20 protein-coding genes and 1 other RNA gene are annotated in these 18,907 nt (G+C 70.6%); 7 read left to right on the forward strand and 14 right to left on the reverse strand.

Features of this window, described 5'->3' with window-relative positions; all coding sequences use genetic code 11:
- From IE096_RS30015 to IE096_RS30035, 5 genes are all read right to left on the reverse strand, one after another.
- A partial coding sequence (locus IE096_RS30015) for an ACT domain-containing protein (protein ID WP_506005078.1) occupies positions 1–284 on the reverse strand: 284 nt, incomplete at its 3' end.
- Positions 285–770: 486 nt separating this feature from the next.
- Positions 771–3,107: a HelD family protein gene (locus IE096_RS30020; protein WP_229820713.1), complete on the reverse strand. Its 2,337-nt coding sequence runs from the start codon at positions 3,105–3,107 to the stop codon at positions 771–773.
- A 112-nt stretch (positions 3,108–3,219) separates the two neighbouring features.
- Complete coding sequence (locus IE096_RS30025) at positions 3,220–4,011, reverse strand: anti-sigma factor family protein (RefSeq protein ID WP_189457086.1); 792 nt, start codon at positions 4,009–4,011, stop codon at positions 3,220–3,222.
- A complete protein-coding gene (locus tag IE096_RS30030) occupies positions 4,008–4,547 on the reverse strand; it encodes a sigma-70 family RNA polymerase sigma factor (protein WP_189457087.1) in 540 nt (179 codons plus the stop codon). The genes IE096_RS30025 and IE096_RS30030 overlap by 4 nt, the downstream gene beginning before the upstream one ends.
- A gap of 139 nt (positions 4,548–4,686) precedes the next feature.
- Complete coding sequence (locus IE096_RS30035) at positions 4,687–5,292, reverse strand: CGNR zinc finger domain-containing protein (protein WP_189457088.1); 606 nt, start codon at positions 5,290–5,292, stop codon at positions 4,687–4,689.
- A gap of 688 nt (positions 5,293–5,980) precedes the next feature.
- On the opposite strand from IE096_RS30035, the gene IE096_RS30040 reads away from it, so the two are divergent.
- The 3 genes from IE096_RS30040 to IE096_RS30050 all read left to right on the forward strand — a co-directional run bounded on the left by IE096_RS30040 (position 5,981) and on the right by IE096_RS30050 (position 7,983).
- Positions 5,981–6,877 carry a helix-turn-helix domain-containing protein gene (locus IE096_RS30040; RefSeq protein ID WP_189457089.1) on the forward strand — a complete coding sequence of 299 codons (897 nt, stop codon included), beginning with the start codon at positions 5,981–5,983 and terminating at the stop codon, positions 6,875–6,877.
- A 149-nt stretch (positions 6,878–7,026) separates the two neighbouring features.
- Positions 7,027–7,398, forward strand: a complete 372-nt coding sequence (locus IE096_RS30045; RefSeq protein ID WP_189457090.1) for a hypothetical protein — start codon at positions 7,027–7,029, stop codon at positions 7,396–7,398.
- Positions 7,399–7,782: 384 nt separating this feature from the next.
- Entirely contained in the window at positions 7,783–7,983 is a 201-nt protein-coding gene (locus IE096_RS30050) for a DUF397 domain-containing protein (protein WP_189457092.1), read from the forward strand.
- Here the strand turns inward: IE096_RS30050 and IE096_RS30055 are convergent.
- The 3 genes from IE096_RS30055 to IE096_RS30065 form a co-directional block, all read right to left on the reverse strand.
- Positions 7,980–8,546 carry a flavodoxin family protein gene (locus IE096_RS30055; protein ID WP_189457094.1) on the reverse strand — a complete coding sequence of 189 codons (567 nt, stop codon included), beginning with the start codon at positions 8,544–8,546 and terminating at the stop codon, positions 7,980–7,982. The genes IE096_RS30050 and IE096_RS30055 overlap by 4 nt on opposite strands.
- Before the next feature lie 18 nt (positions 8,547–8,564).
- Positions 8,565–9,542, reverse strand: a complete 978-nt coding sequence (locus IE096_RS30060; RefSeq protein WP_308430399.1) for a LysR family transcriptional regulator — start codon at positions 9,540–9,542, stop codon at positions 8,565–8,567.
- Positions 9,543–9,825: 283 nt separating this feature from the next.
- Complete coding sequence (locus IE096_RS30065; RefSeq protein WP_229820715.1) at positions 9,826–11,100, reverse strand: hypothetical protein; 1,275 nt, start codon at positions 11,098–11,100, stop codon at positions 9,826–9,828.
- 73 nt (positions 11,101–11,173) lie between these two features.
- Here IE096_RS30065 and IE096_RS31695 point away from each other — a divergent pair, with 73 nt between their 5' ends.
- The 3 genes from IE096_RS31695 (at position 11,174) to IE096_RS30080 (ending at position 12,932) form a co-directional block, all read left to right on the forward strand.
- Positions 11,174–11,617, forward strand: a complete 444-nt coding sequence (locus tag IE096_RS31695; RefSeq protein WP_229820716.1) for a GNAT family N-acetyltransferase — start codon at positions 11,174–11,176, stop codon at positions 11,615–11,617.
- A gap of 214 nt (positions 11,618–11,831) precedes the next feature.
- Positions 11,832–12,653: a hypothetical protein gene (locus tag IE096_RS30075; protein ID WP_189457100.1), complete on the forward strand. Its 822-nt coding sequence runs from the start codon at positions 11,832–11,834 to the stop codon at positions 12,651–12,653.
- A gap of 78 nt (positions 12,654–12,731) precedes the next feature.
- A complete protein-coding gene (locus IE096_RS30080) occupies positions 12,732–12,932 on the forward strand; it encodes a hypothetical protein (RefSeq protein ID WP_189457102.1) in 201 nt (66 codons plus the stop codon).
- Between the two features lie 67 nt (positions 12,933–12,999).
- Here the strand turns inward: IE096_RS30080 and ssrA are convergent.
- From ssrA to ftsE, 5 genes are all read right to left on the reverse strand, one after another.
- Positions 13,000–13,369: a transfer-messenger RNA gene (gene ssrA, locus IE096_RS30085) on the reverse strand.
- Positions 13,370–13,479: 110 nt separating this feature from the next.
- A complete protein-coding gene (gene smpB / locus IE096_RS30090) occupies positions 13,480–13,989 on the reverse strand; it encodes an SsrA-binding protein SmpB (RefSeq protein ID WP_189457104.1) in 510 nt (169 codons plus the stop codon).
- An 18-nt stretch (positions 13,990–14,007) separates the two neighbouring features.
- A complete protein-coding gene (locus IE096_RS30095; RefSeq protein WP_189457106.1) occupies positions 14,008–15,315 on the reverse strand; it encodes a S41 family peptidase in 1,308 nt (435 codons plus the stop codon).
- A 131-nt stretch (positions 15,316–15,446) separates the two neighbouring features.
- Positions 15,447–16,361: a permease-like cell division protein FtsX gene (gene ftsX, locus IE096_RS30100; RefSeq protein ID WP_126914384.1), complete on the reverse strand. Its 915-nt coding sequence runs from the start codon at positions 16,359–16,361 to the stop codon at positions 15,447–15,449.
- A 28-nt stretch (positions 16,362–16,389) separates the two neighbouring features.
- On the reverse strand, positions 16,390–17,079 hold the full coding sequence (ftsE, locus tag IE096_RS30105; protein WP_126914385.1) for a cell division ATP-binding protein FtsE: 690 nt from the start codon (positions 17,077–17,079) through the stop codon (positions 16,390–16,392).
- 242 nt (positions 17,080–17,321) lie between these two features.
- Here ftsE and IE096_RS30110 point away from each other — a divergent pair, with 242 nt between their 5' ends.
- Entirely contained in the window at positions 17,322–17,516 is a 195-nt protein-coding gene (locus IE096_RS30110; protein WP_189457108.1) for a hypothetical protein, read from the forward strand.
- 104 nt (positions 17,517–17,620) lie between these two features.
- Here the strand turns inward: IE096_RS30110 and IE096_RS30115 are convergent, their stop codons facing one another.
- Entirely contained in the window at positions 17,621–18,670 is a 1,050-nt protein-coding gene (locus IE096_RS30115) for a hypothetical protein (RefSeq protein ID WP_189457110.1), read from the reverse strand.
- Positions 18,671–18,907: the final 237 nt, after the last annotated feature.

Genomic DNA, 18,907 nt, shown 5'->3' on the forward strand with positions numbered 1-18,907 from the left:
TTGCCGCCGAGGTGCATCAGGAAGGTGCGGTCGGAGACCTTGCCCAGGGTGACGCCCTCGATGCCGCGGAGCTTTTCGACGATCTCGTCGGCGTGCTCGGTCGAGGTGGTGGCCATGGTGACGTCGATGCGCAGCTTCTCGTGGCCGGAAGCGGTCACGTCCAGGCCGGTCACGGACCCGCCGGAGGACTCCACGGCCGTGGTCAGCTCACTGACCGCGGTCCCCGACGCGGGAACCTCCAGCCGGACCGTCATCGAGTACGAGACGCTGGGCGCCGTTGCCATGGCCGCTTTCCCCTGCTTTCGCTGTTCTTCGCTTGGTTGGATCGCTTCGGCGTGGTTCGCGTCACGAAGACGCGACATGTCCCGTGGAGGACGAGACGTTCGATCGTCCCACCTACCGGTGAGTAGGGGGTAACCCGGCCCTCATTCCGGAAGAAAGCTTCCGGAATCTTGGGAAACTTGGGAAGACAAAAACCGGCGGGCGCCCTTCCGCAGAGGAAGAACGCCCGCCGGTTCACAAAGAGCGACACCGACCCGCCATGCTCGCCTCGCGGCAAGTGGTCGCTCGTAGCGACGAAGGTTGGGCCCGGGGGCTTGGATCGAGCCGGTGTCGTATCCAGGCTAACAAACAGTCCGCTGAACTGATTCCGTACGGAGCGTTCCGGCGGCGGATCGGGCCGTACGGGCGGCTGGAACAGGCCGTTCGGCCGCACCGGTCCGGCCATCCGGCCCACGCCGGCGGGCCCGTAGCGGCCCCTTTCGGCCCGTTCAGTCGCGCAGCAGGTCGGGCACCCCGAGCTCGTCCGGGTCGTCCCGCTCGCCCGAGATCACCGTCAGCCGCTGCGTGGCTCGCGTGAGCGCCACGTAGAGCACCCGCAGACCGGCCGGGGACTCGTCGGCGATCCCGGCCGGGGTGACCACGATCGTCGCGTCGTACTCCAGGCCCTTGGCCTCCAGGCTGCCCAGCACCACCACGCGGTCGCCCAGCCCGGCCACCCACTCCCGGGCCTCGACGCGGCGGCCCATGGGGACGACCACGCCGACCGTGCCGTCCACGTCCGCCAGCAGGTGCTCCGCCTCCGCGCGCACGGACGCGGCGAGGTCCGCGCCGCCGACCACGAAGCGCGGCTCGATGCCGGTGGAGCGCACGGCCGAGGGCGACTCCATTCCCGGCATGGCCAGCGCCAGCACCTTCGCCGCCAGCTCGGCGATCTCCGCCGGGTTGCGGTAGTTGACCGTGAGCCGGAAGCGGCGGCGCGGGCGGGTGCCCAGCGCCTCGTCCCGGGCGGCGCCGGCCTCGTCGGGGTCGGACCAGGAGGACTGCGCCGGGTCGCCGACGATCGTCCAGGTGGCGTGACGGCCGCGACGGCCCACCATCCGCCACTGCATGGGCGTCAGGTCCTGCGCCTCGTCGACGATGACGTGCGCGTAGTCGCGGCGCTCCTGTGCGAGCCGCTCGGCGCGCTCGCGACGGGACTCGGTGCGCTGCGGCATCAGCTCCTCCAGCCCGGTGAGCGCGTCGAGCGGGTCGGCCTCGCGGGGCTTCTTGGGACGGGCCGGGACGCCGAGCAGCGTCTCCAGCTCGTCCAGCAGCGCCACGTCGTGCACCGACAGCGGGCCCCGGCCGGCCGCGTCGAGCCGGCGCAGCGAGCGGGCCAGCCTGCGGATCTCGCGGGGGTTGAGGTCCCGGCGGGCCCAGCGGTTCAACCGCTTCTCGTCGGCGAGGCAGCCCAGCACCCGGCGCGGGGTGAGCTCGGGCCACCAGGCGTCGAGGAACTCGATGAAGTAGTCCTCGGTGGTGATGTCCTCGTCGAAGGCCGACCGGGCCTCCGCGGCGAGCTCGGGGTCGGTGTAGCGGCGGGGGCCGCCGGACTTCGACCACAGGGCGTCCAGGATCAGCCGTCGGGCGCGGGGGCGCAGCAGGTTGATCGGGGCGGTGCCGCCGAGGGCCGTGTTCCGGATGCGCCGCAGCTCGTCGGCTCCCAGCTCGATCCGGGCGCCGAAGGCGACGACGCGCAGCCGCTCGGGCACCTCCGCGCCGGAGGCGGGGACGTCCAGGGCGCCCCGGACCGCCTTGCGCAGCACCTTGACCATCCGGGAGGAGCCCTTGACGCGGGCGACGTCCGGCTCGTCGTAGACCTCGGCCTCGGCGCCGTCGACGAGGTTGCCGACCGCGCGGATGGCGACCTGGCCCTCCTCGCCGAGCGAGGGCAGGACGCCCTCGGTGTAGGCGACGAGCAGCGGGGTCGGCGAGACGACGAGGATGCCGCCCGCGTAGCGCCGGCGGTCCTGGTAGAGGAGGTAGGCGGCGCGGTGGAGGGCGACGGCGGTCTTGCCGGTGCCGGGGCCGCCCTCGACCTCGGTGACCGAGGCGGCGGGGGCGCGGATGACCAGGTCCTGTTCGGCCTGGATGGAGGCGACGATGTCGCGCATCGTGTGGCTGCGGGCCTGGCCGAGCGCGGCCATCAGGGCGCCGTCGCCGACCACCGGCAGGGCGTCCCCGTCGAGGGTGGCGCGCAGCTCGGGGCGGAGCAGGTCGTCCTCGACGCCGAGGACGCGGCGGCCCTTGGAGCGGATGACCCGGCGGCGGACGACCCGGCCGGGGGCGACCGGGGTGGACCGGTAGAAGGGCGCGGCGGCGGGCGCCCGCCAGTCGATGACGAGCGGGGAGTAGTCGGCGTCGAGCACGCCGATGCGCCCGATGTGGAGCGTCTCGGCGATCTCGGCCTCGTCACCGCGCACGGCGTCGTCGGCGGGCTCGACGGAGGTGTAGGCGCCGTCGGGGCCCTTCTTGCCGTCCTTGCCGAGGAGGAGGTCGATCCGGCCGAAGAGGAAGTCCTCGAACTCGTTGTTCAGCCGGTTGAGGTGCACACCGGCGCGGAACACCTGGGCGTCGCGCTCGGCGAGCGCTCCGGGGGTGCCGACCTGGCCGCGTTTGGCCGCGTCGTCCATGAGGAACTCCGCCTCGTGGATCTTCTCCTCGAGGCGTCGGTACACCCGGTCGAGATGGTGCTGTTCGGCACCGATCTCACGGTCCCGGATCCCTTCGGACTCCGTCGCCGATCCTGTCGCCACGTGCGCGTGTGTGGCGTTCTGCGCGGCCACCCAGGCCCCCTTCTGCTGTGCGTAGGGCAGCCGTCAACCGTACGCGAACAGGGGTAGTGAGCGCACCTGTCAGGACATGAGGGGTTTGCCACGAGTGTCGGCTGTTGACGGATCACATATTGACGGTCACGAGGTGCTTTCCGTCGAGGGTGCGGACCTCGAAGCGGACGATGTCCTTCTCGTTGAACGCGACTCCGCCGTGGGTGTAGAGGGGCTCCGTGGCGGGCCCCTGGTACCCGGAGGGACTCCCGCTCTTGTTGTCGCCCTTGTCGATGCCGTAGCCGGCTTCCGGGACGGCCCAGGTGGTGGCGACCTGCTCCTGGCCGTTCTTGGCGACGGCGACGAGATCGCAGGTCAGGGGCCCTTTGACATTGCCGAGCTTGAGCGCGACATGGGTGCCCCAGGCCTTGTCCTGGAGGGACACGGTGGCGTTCGCCTTGGTGACGGGGTCGGTGACGCCGCCGTACTTCTCGCCCTCGTCGTACATCTCCTTGGCGGCGCTCACCCCGGTGTGGCCGTGTCCGGTGTCCTGCCCGATGAGGGCGGCGCCGGCGAACGGCCCGGCGACGATCAGGGCGACGGCGGCGGCGACCAGCCACAACCGGCGGGTGCGCCGTGCCCTGCGGGTGACGGTGACGTCGTCGAGCAGCCGGTCCAGCAGGTGGGGGCGGGGCTCGGGCACGAGGGCCGCCGGGTCGGGCGTCGCCTCCTTGAGCTCGGCGAGGAGCGGGGTGGTGAGGCCCAGGAGCGTCTCCAGTTCGGCGGCGCACCGGGGACAGTCGGCGAGGTGCTCCTCGAAACGGGCGGTGTCCGCCTCGTCCAGCACGCCGAGCGCGTAGGCACCGACGGCGGTGTGCTCGTCGTCGCGGTGCGGGTGCTCATGGTGCGGTGCCGGCCGGTTCATGCCGTCACTCCTCGTTCCTCGAGCGAGAGCCTCATGGAGCGCAGCGCGTAGAACACCCGGGACCGTACGGTCCCGGCGGGTACACCCAGCACTTCCGCCGCCTCGCTCACGGTACGTCCTTTGAAATAGGTCTCGATCAGGGCCTCTCTATGGGCTTCGGAAAGGTCGCCCAGCGCGTCGGAGATCGTCATCAGGCGCAGTGCCCGGTCGATCTCGTCGGCGGCGGGCAGCAGCTCCAGTGGCCCCGGGTCGACCTCGGGGGGCCGGGCCTGCCGGCTGCGGTGGTTGTCGATGACGATGCGCCGGGCGACGGTGATCAGCCAGGGCCGTACGGAGCCGGTGGCGCCGCGCAGCCGGTCGGCGTTGCGCCAGGCGCGCAGCAGCGTCTCCTGGACGACGTCCTCCGCCCGCTGGCGGTCGCCCGCCACGAGCCGGAGGACGAAGGTCAGCAGGGGACCCGCGTGCTCCTCGTAGAGCGACCGCATGAGGTCCTCGTCCGGACTGGTCCTGTCAGCCACGACGGCATCCTTGCGCAAGCCTTCCCCCTTGGTCGAGAGCACGGGGCCGGGGTGTCGCCGCCGGGCCGTGGCCGTGCCATGGCCCTTCGACCAGGAGTACGGAGGGCGGCGGCTCTCCGTTCAGCGCCGTTCAGTGCCGCTCAGTGCCGCCGCGCCGTCATGCCTTGTCGCCCACCGGGAGGGGTTCGCCGGCGCGGCGGCGGTGCCGGGCCACGCGCTCGCGGTTTCCGCAGACCTCGCTGGAGCACCAGCGTCGGCGGCGGCCGCGGGAGGTGTCGAGATAGATCAGGGGGCAGTTCTCGCCCTCGCAACGGCGCAGCTGTCCTCTGGCGACGGGGTCGGTGAGCAGATCGACGGCGTCGCGGGCGACCTGCCCGAGGAGCGCGCCGCAGTCCGGGGCGCCGGCGAGCCGCCGGACGAGCCGCCCGTCGGCGCCCCGGGCGGCCACGGGGGCGGGCGGGGCGGTGGCGGCGAGGGCGTTCATCCGCTCCAGGTCGGGCCCGGCGACTCGGCCGTCCCCGTCGAGCTCGGCGTGCACCACGCGCGCGAGCAGCTCCCGGGCGGCCTGGAAGCGCGCGAGCCACCCGCCGTCCACGGCGTCGAGCGGCGTGCCCGGCGGGACGACCCCGGCCCCGGCCAGCCACGCCCGTAAGCGCCGGGGGCCGTCGAGCCGGTCCGGTGGCTCGGCGGTGGCCAGCAGGTCCAGGCAGAGCCGCCCGCAGTCGAACCTCAGACCATTCGTGGCCGCCGCGGCCGGTGCCATGCGTCGTCACCTTTTCCGTATGGGTGTTCCCCGGGATCCCCCGCCGTTACAGGGTGCCCGGTGGGGCGGACGGCGGGAAGGGGCGGATCACGGGTTTCCGCCAGGCCTCCCGGGTGTCCGGACGCCGCCTGAGCGCCCGTCAGGGGTCGGCCGCCCAGGGGAGCCGTGGCACGCCTGCTGACGGAGTACCACGGACACGGATGTACGAACTGCTCCCCTTTCCTTGCGGGCCAGTCGACCAACGTTCGCCATACGACGATCCGCGTCGTGGGGCAAGGGCCGCTGCTTCTCACAGAGAAGGCCCTGGTGCATCGGGAGCGCTTGATCACCCGTATCGCGCGTCGGCCGGCGAGGGCGCCGGGCCGCGCGCCTATGAATCCAATAGTCGTCCTGACCAGGGATAGTGCCGAATCGGCCGCACAAGATAGGCGACAGAAGTGCGTCAGAGCGAAGATCGACCTTACGGGAAGGGCCGAGGCAATCAGCCGACCGGAGGACAGGCGGCACCCACTGAGCCAGCTGGCCGCATGCCATGATCGGCTTGATGATCGGCGTCGAATTCGCTGGTCAGCGCCATCCGTCGGTTTGAACTGCCCAAGCGCCAGGGGCCGACAAGCACCACCCAAACTGCTAGCTTGCAGATTAGGGCGTCCCACGGTGCCCTGATGTGCGGGAAGGACCAGGAATCGTGGTTACTCCGGGTGCCGTAGTACAGCGGCAACAACTACGCACGGAGCTCAAGAAAGCGCGCACCAAGTCAGGGCTCACTCAGCTCCAAGTGGCCGAACGGATGGACTGGAGCCCCTCCAAGCTCATCCGTATCGAAGCAGGACAGGTGGGAATCTCCACCAACGACCTCCGGGCACTCGTGCGCGAGTACGGGATCACCGACCCGGAGAAGGTGGAATTCTTCCTGTCGCTGGCCCGCGCCAGCCGGAAGATGCCCTACCGGGAGTACCGAGGGCTGCTCGCGAAACCGTTCCTGGACCTGCTGTCGTACGAGACCTCCGCGTCCATCGTGCGCACATACCAGCCGCTGCTGATCCCCGGCCTGCTGCAGACCGAGGAGTACTCCCGGGCGGTGAACCTCGCTTTCGCACCTGATCTCGCGGGCGATCGGCTCGACCGCCTGATCGAAGTCAGGCAACAGCGTCAGGAGCTCCTGGAGAGCGACGGGCGGCCGGAGTTCTTCTTCATCGTTGACGAGGCGGCGCTCCACCGGTGGGTCGGCGGCCCCGGGGTGATGCGGGGGCAACTGAACCATCTCAAGGAGATGGCCGCCCGCCCCGGCGTTTCCGTCCAGGTCGTCCCGTTCACGACCGGCGCGCACGTCGGCCTGCAAGGCCCCTTCGTCCTGCTCGAGTTCGACGGGGACATCGACCACATTCTCTATCTGGAGAAATACACAGGCGAATCCGTCTTCAGTGACGCACCCGAGGCGACCGCAATGTATTTGGAGCGCTTCTGGGAGCTGGAGCGACTGGCGCCGCGAGAGGATCTCCACCGTTTGGTGGACAACGCGATCGAAGGATTGAGCGAACAGCCCGTCACCACATCGCAGGAAGAGGCCGGCGTGATGACGTAGTGAGATTCGTCCCCACGTCAGCGGCAGCTGCAGGGCAGCGGGGTGTCCGATCGGAAGTCGGTTGATATCGGAGTATGTCGTGAAGTGCACAGTCAGCCCCGCCGCGGCCGCGCCATCGGCACGGGGACATGCGAACGAGTTGCAGAAAAATGGCCAGTGGTAGCACCAGGCAGCACATCAAGGACGCTTGGGACGCCGTCCATGTGGTCCTGCGGGAGGTCCTACCGGATTCCCGCAGGACGCTCCATCTGATTCTGCTGGTCACCGTGCCGCCGTTGGTGGTCGTCTCGGCGCCGCTGACGGTGGTGCTCCTGCTGATACCCGACCCGGGAGCGGTGCTGACGGCGGTGCTCTCCTGCTCTCTCGGCACATCCGCGGTGGCAGCGGTGACGGTGCGGCGTCGATCACGCGCTTCCAGGCGCACATCCCTCCTCAGCGCCGGGAGCCCGCCTGTCGGCGTGCCGGAGCAGCAGGGCGGCGGGCTGGACGGAGAGGAGGCCACGACCGAAACACCAGGCTGAGCACGGTCGGTGCGACCACCCCCGCCGCGAGTACGACCAGCCCCGAGGCCACGACCTGCACCAGGACCGATCGCCCGGCGACCGAAGCCGCCAGCACTCCCACACCGGTCGCCGTGATACCTGCGGCAAGGATGTAGACCGCCCACAGGAGTCGCCTCACGTTCCGGGGCGGACCGTTGGCATCTGCGCTCATCATGAGGTCCTCCGACAGAGGAAGCAGTTGGGCCCAGGTTAGAGGATGAGGCGCACGACCGTAACCGTAGCTGTATATATGCGTGTAAATACTGTGTTCCAGCGATATCCCGCAGTCCGCCGAGACTCCCCTTCCCTCATCAACGCCGGGTTGCCATTCTGGATGGAGCACCCAGCCGGAAGGGGACTCACATGGGCAACGGAATCCCTCGTCTGCACTGGCACAGAAGCAGTTTCAGCGCCAGCGCCAACAACGAATGCGTCGAAGTCGCCTACCACTTTCGAAAGGTATGGGTACGCGACTCGAATTCACCGGACCGGGCCATTCTTCACTTCGGTCGTCCCGCCTGGACGGAATTCCTGGCGGAGTTGTCCGGCCCCGGCGGCAGCTAGAAGAACCCCTTCGCCCCCGCCATGGCGTCCGCGTCCTCCCGCACCGCCCCCGGCCTGGTCCCGGAACCCAGCAGTCCCCCGCCCCACCGCATGCCCATGTACGCGGCGGACGCGCGCAGTGTGCCGAGGAGGGGTTCGGCGATCGTGCGGTCCTCGTTGCTGGAGGCGGCGACAGCCCAGAGGGTGGAGCCCCGCATCCGGTCGCGGAAGCGCAGCTCGGGGAGGCTCAGCCAGTTGACCCAGTAGTCGAGGTAGAGCTTGGTGCCGGCGGAGACGCTGTACCAGTAGACCGGTGAAGCGATCACCAGGTCGGTCGCGTCGAGCGTGGCGTCGAGCAGGAGCTTCTCGTTGCCGGCCGGAGGGGCGAACGTGCGGTCCTCGCTGTGGCGGAGGTCCTCGAACGGGGGGAGCGGATAGTCGCTCAGCCGCAGCCAGGTCTGCCGTACGTCGGAGGGGAGTTGGGCGGCCGCCTCCCGTGCCAGTGTCTCCGTGTTGCCGCCCTCGCGGCCACTGCCCAGCAGAAAGAGAAAGGAGCGCTTAACGTTCTGATCAACATCCGTCATGATCAGACACAACAGCGCTCAACTCACACTCATTCCAGCCACGTCGGCTTCCGGCAGCCAAGAGCCCGAGGGTCGCTCCAGCCACCCGCGCGCACCCGCCAACTCCCGTACGGCGTCCCGCAGCGCGTCGAGCCCAGGATGCCGAAGTCCCCGCCGCCACACCATCGCCACGGGCGACAGCGGCACCGGATCGACCAGGGGCCTCAGCACCATCCCCGGCACCTCGATGAACTCCTCGCTCGCCAGCACCACCCACCCCCGTTTCCGGATGACGCGGACGAACTCCTCCTCACCCTCGATCCCCGGGAACGGCTCGGCCACGGCGATGCCCCGGCCGGCGAAGAGCCGCTCGGCGAGGTCCGTCCACTCGGCCGTGTCCGGGTTGCCCGCACCCGCGTAGAGCGTCTCGCCCCGCAGCGCGTCCAGCGGCACCCGGTCACACCCCGCCAAAGGATGATCATCAGACAGCAGTACGGCCATCCGCTCCAGCCGTACGGGCAGATGTTCCAGCCCGGCCCGTACGCCCGCCGGAAGGCCGGCAACGCGGCCGAAGGAGACATCGAGCCGCCCCGCGAGGATCCGCTCGGCCGCGCCCGTGAGGCCGGAGTGATAGCGGGCCACCAGTTCCAGCCGGGGTGCCGACCGCCGGGCCTCCGCCAGTACCCGTCGGCCGGTGCTCACCGGGCCGCCGACGTCCACAAGCAGGGGGCGGCTCTCCCCCGCGCACGCCGCCGCGAACTCCTCGTACGCGGCGAGGACCCGGCGCGCGTACGGCAGCAGTCGCTCCCCCTCCGCGGTGAGCGCGACCGCGCGCGTGGTCCGGGAGAACAACTCGGCGCCCACCTCGCGCTCCAGGCGCCGGATATCACGACTGAGCGCCTGCTGGGCGAGGTACAACCGCGCGGCGGCGCGCGTGAAGTGGAGCTCCTCGGCCACGGTCACGAAGGCGCGCAGCAGCCGCGGCTCCACGTCGAACGAGGCGTAGGACACGGACACGCACGGCAGTTAACAACACAGGCGCGTGAATGGCCACCCATCAGGTGTTGGACCCCACACCCCACCGACGACGACCGTAGAGGCATGCTCCTCTTCCTCACCACTCCCCCGCGCTGGACCGAGCCGACCGAGCCCGCACACCCCACCCTCCGCACCCGAATCCGCCACATCCGGGGGCGGGCACGGCAGACACGGCGAGGAGGGGGCGGGGCGGGACGGGCCCCGATGGGGGCGTAAAGCGTTCTTCGCCGCTGGTGCGAGGTGCGGGGTGAGCGGTGACGGGTTACCAGGAACCGCGAAGAGCGCAGCCCCCGCCGGGGTCCGGCCCGCCCCGACCCCGGCCCCTCCGCCGCACCACCAGCACCACCGCCCCCACCCCGACGCCCAGCGCCGCGAGCCCCGCGCCCGTTCCCGCGACGATCGCCAGAGGGTCGGGGCCGTCGTCACCGGCCGCCTTCGCGGCGAGGGCCCCCACCGTCGCGCCGGTGACCTGGAGATGCCCCGTCCGCTTCACCCGGCCGTGGTGGCTGATCACGGTCACGGGGTAGCGGCCGGCCTCCAGCCCCCGCCGGATCCGGGCGGGCCCGAAGTAGCGGGGATCGTCGCCGTCGCTCGCCTTGCTGTCGTCGCGTCGCAGCGGCACCGGGCGCTCGAAGGCGGGCGAGGTCGCGGTGAGCCGGTCGTCCTCGCCGGGGTCGGGGGCGGCGTCGCGCCACAGGACGTTGACCGTGCCGCCCGGCGGAACCCGGTGGCCGTACGCGCGGGCGGCCTCCGGGCGGCCGTCGAAGGGGAAGAAGGCCGGGCCGCGCGCCCTGCCCACGTAGTCGCTGTCGCCGGCGCGGGCGGCCCGCACGACGAGCGGTTTCTCGTCGACGCGCCGGCCGCCGGGCGCCGTCAGCGTCACCTTGTACGTGCCGTCCTTGGCGTCCGGCGGCACGGAGACGAGGGCGGTGAACATCCGGGGGTTGTTCCAATGAGTGCCACGCGGATCGTGAACCAGCGGAACCGGCGCGGGAAGCAGTGGTGAGGCGACGGCGAAGGAGTCGCCCGTCTCCCCCGGGTAGAGATCGTCGTACGAGACGCCCAGTTGCTCCCCGGGCCTCAGCACGTCGTCCTTGGCGCCCACCCGGAACTCCGGCCGGCGCGGAGCCCTGATCTCCACCTGTTCCTCGGCGACGACCCGCCCGCCGGCGTGCACGCGCAGCGGATACGTCCCGGGCCGGGCCCGCGCCGAGATCGCGGGCCGCGCGTGCAGCCCCTCGCCGGCGTCCGGGCCGGTGGCGGCGGGGTCACCGGCGTTGTCATAGGGCGCGAGCCGCACCTGCCGGTCGAAGACGGGCGAGGTGACGCTGGCACCGGAGGCGGCCCGCAGTCCCCGGACGTCTATGTCGATGAGCTCACCGGGCCGGTTGCCGAAGGCCCCGTTGAGCAGCACCTGCACCCCACCGGGATCCCCAGGAGTGCCACGGGCCCCGTCGTGCGCGACGGCCGCGGCCGGCCCGCCCAGCCACAGCGTGCCCGTGCCCACCACGGCGACAGCAGTTCGTGTCCAGTTCACCGGCCACCCCCTATGTCACTCAGGAAGAGGGCCCGTCCGGCCCGGCGGTTGCACGGCGGCTACCCTTCCGCGCGTGAGCGACGAAGCGAGCAGCACCCATACGAACCGTAGCTACGAACTCCGCCCGGGGGTACCGGCGATAGAGACCTACCGTGCCCTGCGCGCCGCGACGGGCCTCGGTGCGAAATCGGTCGAGGGATCGGCCGTCGGGCTCCCCAACACCTGGTTCGGAGTGCTCGTCCGGCAGGACGGTGACCCCGAGCCGGTGGGCATGGGCCGGATCGTCGGGGACGGCGGCTGCCATCTCCAGATAGTCGACATCTGCGTCCTGCCCGAGCACCAGGGCCAGGGCCTGGGCAAGCGGATCATGGAGGCCCTGACGGCGGAGCTGGAGCGCCGGGCGCCGGAGGGCGCCTATGTCTCCCTGATCGCGGACGGGGACGCCCGCCACCTCTACGCGAAGTTCGGCTGGACCGAGGTGGCCCCGGTGTCGGTGGGCATGGCGCGACTGTTCTGAGGGCCCATCGCGCGTACCCCATCGTGCGCAGCGCATCAGCGCCGACGCGGGCGCACGAATGTTAGCCGGGGGCGCGTGAATAAGAAATGCGCCCCCAGGTTACCTCGATTTCCCTCCCGCACCGATACCTCACACCGACCTCAGCGGAGAGGTGAACGCAGAGCTCGGGGATAATGGCTCCTCGCGGAACTCCGGGCCTCGCAAAGAAGGTACGATGCCGAACACCCCGATTAAATCGAAATTGTATAACTGGCTCTTCTTTGCGTGCACCGTCCTGCCTCCCGCGCTTGTTCTGATCGCCAACTGGATAGCCAGGGAAACCCACGGCCTGGCGCAGTCCTCCTGGTACGCCCTCGCCGCGGCCCTGGCGACAGTGCCTCCCGGGTGGGCATTCCTGCGACATCGGAAGGACCGCGCCGAGCAGGAGCGGGAGCGCATCGCCGAGAGGGAGCGCCAGCAGGCGCTGCTGGCGCCGGTGATCACCTATATGGGTGATTGCATCGAGGAGCCCCACGAGGCGCCGACCAAGGTGGCACAGATCCACGAGCGCCTGACCCCGCTGCTGGCGGACAACCTGACCGGGGACGTACGGGTCGCGTACTACCTTTACGACAGAAAAAACGAGCGCCTCAAAAGAGTCGCCGTCTCGGGCGGCCAGAACGGCCTGCCGAATGAATTCGGGAAGGATTCCAAGGAATTCGGCGAATTGATGGACGCCATGAAGGAGAAGGGCCGGAAGAGCCCCATCTACACCGAGGACAACCTGGATCGCGATGCGAATCTCACGGTGACGCTCGGCGGCGGATACCGGTCGTCCATCGTTTCGGGAGCATTCGCGGGCGCGGAACTGAAGGGCATCCTGTTCATCGAGGCCCCGAACCCCGGAGAGCTCTCCCGGGACAAGGTGTCCGAATACTACGTCTGGGTCTATGCGGCCCTGTACGGCACATCGAGCGCCCTCCTCCCCCACTTTCCCTCTCTACCGGAGCAACCGAGCGGTGAACGATCAGGTGACGGCAGCCCGAGCAGGGGGTAGGAAAAGTGAATAGGCAAGCGCGACCGCCCGGGGCTCACTACAGTCGATGCGCGACTACGGACAGTTGGGGGAACGGTCATGGGTGAGCAGGAATCGGCGATCATCGAATCGGGACGGAAGTGGATGGCCGGCGAGGTGTCCACCGACGTCTATGTCTCCGGGGTGCTCCAGTCGTCGGCGAGGGTGCTGCGGCCCACGCATCACGGTCAGGAGCTGCTGCGTCGCGTCAGGGCCGGGATCGCCACCGTCCTGCACTCCCTGCGCCCGCACAGGCCCTGACCGCCCCGGGCACGAAAAGACGTACGGCCCGCGAGGTGGACTCGCGGGCCGTACGTCTACATGGGATGAGTGGAGATGGCGGGAATCGAACCCGCGTCCAACGGTGCGGAATCAGGGCTTCTCCGTGTGCAGTTCGCTGCGATTTTCTCGGCCCCGGAGATCACGCGAACAAGTCTCCGACGGGCTCAGCCACTGTTTGATTTCCCACCGAGCCCCGTGGCCGGGCTCAGTGGTTTAGTTCCCTCAATGATGCCAGGATCCGGGTCGGGAACAGCCCCGGGCTGACACTTCGCAAGTCGCTACTTAGGCAGCGAGGGCGAAGGAATCGCGCTTGGTGTTGGCGATTATTGGTTGCGACATATGGTTTACGAGATCATTGCCGCTTCCTCGACACGCTTCCCCTGCTTCGACATCCGCTGTCGAAACCGATCATCCCCATGTTGTTTTTTCAAGGTGCGCACCCGGTACCACCCGGTGTGCTGCGTTGCCCATCGTACTGGAACGACGCCGGGCGGGGCCAGCGTATTCCCGCCGGGGCGGCCCCCGGCTAGCCCCGGGCCGCGGCCGCCGACGCCCGCTGCCGGCGCCGCGCCGCCGCGATCGCGCGGTTCGACTCGCGCAGGTCCTGCTTCTCGCGGAGCGTCTGCCGCTTGTCGTACTCCTTCTTGCCCTTCGCCAGGGCGATCTCGACCTTGGCCCGGCCGTCCTTGAAGTACAGGGACAGGGGGACGACCGTGTGGCCCGTCTCGTCCGCCTTGGAGGCCAGCTTGTCGATCTCCGCGCGGTGCATCAGCAGCTTCCGCTTGCGCCGCGCGCTGTGGTTGGTCCACGTCCCCTGGGCGTACTCGGGGATGTGCACGTTGTGCAGCCACGCCTCGCCGCCGTCGATCTGGACGAAGCCGTCGACCAGCGAGGAGCGACCCTGGCGCAGCGACTTGACCTCGGTGCCGGTGAGCACCAGGCCGCACTCGTAGGTGGTCAGGATGTGGTAGTCGTGGCGCGCCTTCTTGTTCTGCGCGACGAGCTTGCGACCCGACTCTTTCTTGTCTTTAGCCATAGCACCGTCATTCTCGCACTACGCCCCGCCCCCGAGGCCACTCAATACTCTGCGCCCCCGCGCCTCGGCGTCGCCTTCGCCGCCGTCCCCGGCGGGGCCCTGGACGGCCAGGTCGGGGGTGATCCCGGCGCCGTCGACCGCCCGGCCCGCCGGGGTGCGGTAGTGGCCGACGGTGAGCTCGGCGACGGAGCCGTCCGCGAGGCGGCTGGGCATCTGGACCGAGCCCTTTCCGAAGGTCCGGGAGCCGACGACGACCGTGCGCCCCCGGTCCTGCAGCGCCCCGGTCAGCAGCTCGGCGGCGCTCATGGTGCCGCCGTCGACGAGGACGACGAGGGGGCGGCGGGTGTCCCCGCCCGGCTCGGCCCGCAGGACGTGCCGGCTGCCGCGCACGTCGTACGTGGCGACGAGCCCGCCGTCGAGGAACGCGGAGGCGGCCGTGACGGCCTCGGCGACCAGCCCGCCGGAGTTGCCGCGCAGGTCCAGCAGGATCCCCTCGCCGGGCGCGGCCTCCCGGACCGCCGCCCGGACCCGCTCCCCGGTGCCCCGGGTGAAGGAACTGACCTTGATCAGCGTGGCCGGGAGGGTGCCCGCCGCGCCCCCGCTCAGCTCCTCGACCTCGACACTCTCGGTGACCAGCCGCTCGCGGCGCAGCGTCCGCTCCCAGCGCTCCGCGCCGCGCTGGAGGCCCAGCCGGACGGTCGTGCCGGGCGCGGAGGCGGGCCACGAGCCGAGGGAGCGGCCGTCGCCGCGCAGCAGGGAGACGACCTCCGTCACGGGGCGGCCGGTGACGTCGGCGCCGTCGACGGTCAGGAGCCGGTCGCCGGGGGCGATGCCGGCCCGCTCGGCGGGGCCGCCGGGGCGGACCCCGTCGACCTCCATCCGGCCGTCCTCGGCGCGCCGGGTGGTGAGCCCCACGCCGACGTAAGCGCCGTCGAGGGCGAGCGCGAAGCCCTCGTACTCCCGGGGGGTGTATACGGCGCTCCAGGCGTCCCCACTGCGGCTCAGCAGCTCGGCGGCGGCCTCGGAGCCGGACTTGCCGTCCTGGACGGCCCGCTCGGCGGCGGCCTCCACGGCACGGCGGTCGACGGTGTGCCGGTCCGCGGCGTGCCGGTCGGCGGCGCGGGGGGCCACGGCGCTCCGGCCGGCGGGGTGGGAGAGCACCTGCCGCTCGCCGTGCTCCCCCGCCGGGGGCCGGGCCGACCGCCCGTCGGCGGCCCCCCACGCGGCGGTCGCGGCGCCCGCCGCCAGCGCCCCCATGAAGACCAACGTCAGCGCGGCCCCGCGCCGGGCGCGGCGCGGCGGTACGAACAACGTCGGGCCGGGCATGCGCGTGAGTCTAGGACACCGAAGGGCGCCGTACGGGGAGTTGACCGTACGACGCCCTTGACTGTTCCACGCCTCTCTACAGCTTCTGCACCATCCCGCCCCTTCGGGCCGTCCGGGCCGTCCCGGGAGCGCTACACCTTCAGGTACTTGCGCAGGGCGACGAACGCGGCCAGCGCGGGCATCAGCAGCCCGATGGCGATCACCAGGGGCATCTTGGCGAACACGGCGTCCCAGCCGATGAACTGGATCACGTCGATCTGGTGTGCCAGCCAGTTGTTGACCAGGAAGTACTGGACGCTGACCAGCAGGACGCAGGCGAGGCCGGCGCCGAGCAGCCCGGCGAAGGCGGCCTCCATGATGAACGGCGTCTGGATGTAGAAGCTGGACGCGCCGACCAGGCGCATGATCCCGGTCTCCCGGCGCCGGCTGAAGGCCGAGACCCGGACCGTATTGATGATCAGCATCAGGGCGACCACCAGCATCAGGGCCATCACGCCCAGGGCCGCGAGGTTCATGCCGTTGAGCAGGTTGAGCAGGGGCTCCAGGGTCTTGCGCTGGTCCTCCACCTCCTGGACGCCGGGCCGCTGGGAGAAGGCGCTGGAGACCACCCGGTACTTGGCGGGGTCCTTCAGCTTGACGCGGAAGGCCTCCTGCATCTGGTCGGGGGTGAGGAAGGGCACGATCGGGGAATTGCCGAACTGCTCCTTGTAGTGCTTGAACGCCTCGTCGGCCGTCTCGAACTGGACCGACTGGACGACCGGCATCTTCTCCAGGTCGGCCTTGATCTCCTTCTTCTGGTCCTCGGTGACCGCGCCCTTGGCGCAGGCGCCGCCCTGGCTCTGGGCGTCGTTCTTGTTGCAGAGGTAGATCGAGACGTTGACCTTGTCGTACCAGTAGCCCTTCATCGTGCCGACCTGCTCGCGCATGAGCAGGGAACCGCCGAACAGGGCGAGCGACAGGGCGACGGAGACGATCACCGCGAAGGTCATCGTGAGATTGCGGCGGAGACCGACGCCGATCTCCGACATGACGAACTGGGCGCGCATGGCGTCCTTTCAGTGCCCTCGGGCGGTTTCAGTGCTGGTAGCCGTAGACGCCGCGCGACTGGTCGCGCACGAGACGGCCCTGTTCGAGTTCGATGACGCGCTTGCGCATCTGGTCCACGATCTGCTGATCGTGGGTGGCCATGATGACCGTGGTGCCGGTCCGGTTGATCCGGTCCAGCAGCTTCATGATGCCGACGGACGTCTGCGGGTCCAGGTTTCCGGTGGGCTCGTCGGCGATCAGCAGCCGCGGCCGGTTGACGAACGCGCGGGCGATCGCGACGCGCTGCTGCTCACCGCCGGAGAGCTCACCGGGCATCCGCTGCTCCTTGCCGCCGAGGCCCACCAGCTCCAGGACCTGGGGCACGGCCTTGCGGATCTCGCCCCGGGGCTTGCCGATGACCTCCAGGGCGAAGGCGACGTTCTCCGCGACGGTCTTGTTGGGCAGCAGCCGGAAGTCCTGGAACACCGTGCCCAACTGGCGGCGCATGTGCGGCACTTTCCAGTTCGAGAGCCGGGCCAGATCCTTGCCCAGGACATGGACCTGACCGTGGGTGGCCCGCTCCTCGCGCAGCAGCAGACGAAGGAAGGTCGACTTGCCGGAGCCGGAGGAACCGACCAGGAAGACGAACTCGCCCTTCTCGATCTCGAGCGAGACGTCCCGGAGCGCCGGACGGTTCTGCTTGGGGTAGGACTTGGAGACGTTGTCGAATCGGATCACGAGTGCACCACGTGTCGGCCTGGAGAGCGGCACGGAACGCCGCGTTCGCGGCTCCCGTCGGTGTGCGTGACCATACCGAACCGTCCGTGCACGCGCAGTCGGCCTCCGGAGTCAACGGGACAATTGGGTTCCATTTCGCGCTTCACCGGGCCGGCCGCGCCGGACGGCGGTAAAGCTGGCACAGTGGTAAGGGGAACCGCACGACGTTCCCGCGCGTTGGACGTACCGGAGGAGGACTTCGCATGACATGCGACCGACTGGTGTGCGCCAACTGCGCGGCCCCTGTCAGTGAGGGCAGGTGCCCGGTCTGCCGGGCGAGCCGCGAGCGGTTGCAGCACCAGGAAGGCATCTTCGGCGGCCTGACCCCGGCCGCGCTGATCGCGCTGCTGGTGGTGCTCGTCGCCCTCGCGGTGCTCGCGCGCGGTTTCACGGGGTAGCGGCTCGGTCGCTCTCCGATATCGATGCTTACGGGCCGAGGCCCGGGACGCTGTCCGCGTCCCGGGCCTCGGTCGTCGTGCGTGCGCTGATGCGGCCGGGGCCGTCAGGCGGCGGCAGCGCCGCGGTCGATCAGGCGCGGCAGCATCCGGAAGCCGATGCCGCCGGCGATCATCGTGGCGGCGCCGACCACGAGGAACGTGGTCTGACCGGCACCGGTCTCGGCCAGCTGACCGGCCTGCGCGGGCTGGCCGGACTGGCCGCCCTGCCCGGACGGGCCGGTCTGGGCCAGCTCCTCCTTGGGCTTGCCCTGCTGGACGGGCTGGACGCCGGCGTTGTCGGGGCTGGTGTTGCAGTTGCCGTCGGTGTCGACCGGGCAGGTACGGGCGTCGTCGCCGCCGTCGCCGCCCGTGGAGCCCGAGCCGCCGGTGGCGGAGCCGCTGTGGCCGCCGGTGGTACCGCCACCGGTCGTGGAGCCGCCCGTGGTCGAGCCGCCGCCGGTCGAGGAACCACCGGTGGTCGAGCCACCGGTCGTACCGCCGCCGGTGGTGGAGCCGCCCGAGGTGGAACCGCCGGTGGAGCCGCCGCCGGTCGTGGAGCCGCCGGTCGTGCCGCCGCCCGTGGTCGAACCACCCGTGGTGGAGCCGCCGGTCGTCGAGCCGCCGGTGGTGGTCTCGCCGCCGGTCGTGGAGCCACCCGTCGTACCACCGCCGGTGGTCTCGCCACCGGTCGTGGAACCACCGGTCGTGGAACCACCGGTGGTGGAGCCGCCGGTCGTGGTCTCGCCGCCCGTCGTGGAGCCGCCGGTGGTCGAACCGCCACCGGTCGAGGAACCACCGGTCGTGGTCTCGCCACCGGTCGTCGAGCCGCCCGTGGTGGAACCGCCGGTGGTGGATCCACCGGTCGTGGAACCGCCCGTCGTGGAACCGCCGGTGGAGCCGCCCGTGGTCGGGGGCTGCGGGATCTCGGTCGGGTTGGTCGTGGGGTCGGCGGCGGCCGCGGCGCGCACGTCGGCGCCGCCCTTCACGCCGAAACCGCCGACCTCGACATCGAGACCGGCGGCCGAGGCCGCACCCGCGGCCGTCAGTGAAGCACCGGCGGCGATCATCGCGCCGGCGGCTATGCGCGCAACGCGCAGTCGCGTCTTACTCGTCATCTGCCTGCTACCCCCAGTAGCTGAACTCGTCGATGGAGCAGCTGTGCACGGGGCCGCGGCGCTGAAGGGGGACGGCGTGACCGATCCGGCCCCGTACGCATGTCGTGAACGCATGCCATACGGGCCGGGCCGCTCGCCCCCCGCCACACGCGCCCCAGTGATTCGCATGCCGCGCGCCAGCCTTCCCAGTTTTCCGGGCAGCGTCAAGGAACTTAAGGGCGCGATGTCCAGCTATGC

The sequence above is a fragment of the Streptomyces abikoensis genome, assembly GCF_014648775.1.
Taxonomy (GTDB): domain Bacteria; phylum Actinomycetota; class Actinomycetes; order Streptomycetales; family Streptomycetaceae; genus Streptomyces; species Streptomyces abikoensis.

Excerpts from the sequence above, each read along its gene's own strand:
- IE096_RS30025 (WP_189457086.1), bottom strand. The coding sequence starts at position 4,011 with ATGAACCGGCCGGCACCGCACCATGAGCACCCGCACCGCGACGACGAG.
- IE096_RS30035 (WP_189457088.1), bottom strand. The coding sequence starts at position 5,292 with ATGGCACCGGCCGCGGCGGCCACGAATGGTCTGAGGTTCGACTGCGGG.
- IE096_RS30045 (WP_189457090.1), top strand. The coding sequence starts at position 7,027 with ATGGCCAGTGGTAGCACCAGGCAGCACATCAAGGACGCTTGGGACGCC.
- IE096_RS30050 (WP_189457092.1), top strand. The coding sequence starts at position 7,783 with ATGGGCAACGGAATCCCTCGTCTGCACTGGCACAGAAGCAGTTTCAGC.
- IE096_RS30055 (WP_189457094.1), bottom strand. The coding sequence starts at position 8,546 with ATGACGGATGTTGATCAGAACGTTAAGCGCTCCTTTCTCTTTCTGCTG.
- IE096_RS30075 (WP_189457100.1), top strand. The coding sequence starts at position 11,832 with ATGCCGAACACCCCGATTAAATCGAAATTGTATAACTGGCTCTTCTTT.
- IE096_RS30080 (WP_189457102.1), top strand. The coding sequence starts at position 12,732 with ATGGGTGAGCAGGAATCGGCGATCATCGAATCGGGACGGAAGTGGATG.
- smpB (WP_189457104.1), bottom strand. The coding sequence starts at position 13,989 with ATGGCTAAAGACAAGAAAGAGTCGGGTCGCAAGCTCGTCGCGCAGAAC.
- IE096_RS30095 (WP_189457106.1), bottom strand. The coding sequence starts at position 15,315 with ATGCCCGGCCCGACGTTGTTCGTACCGCCGCGCCGCGCCCGGCGCGGG.
- ftsX (WP_126914384.1), bottom strand. The coding sequence starts at position 16,361 with ATGCGCGCCCAGTTCGTCATGTCGGAGATCGGCGTCGGTCTCCGCCGC.
- IE096_RS30110 (WP_189457108.1), top strand. The coding sequence starts at position 17,322 with ATGACATGCGACCGACTGGTGTGCGCCAACTGCGCGGCCCCTGTCAGT.
- IE096_RS30115 (WP_189457110.1), bottom strand. The coding sequence starts at position 18,670 with ATGACGAGTAAGACGCGACTGCGCGTTGCGCGCATAGCCGCCGGCGCG.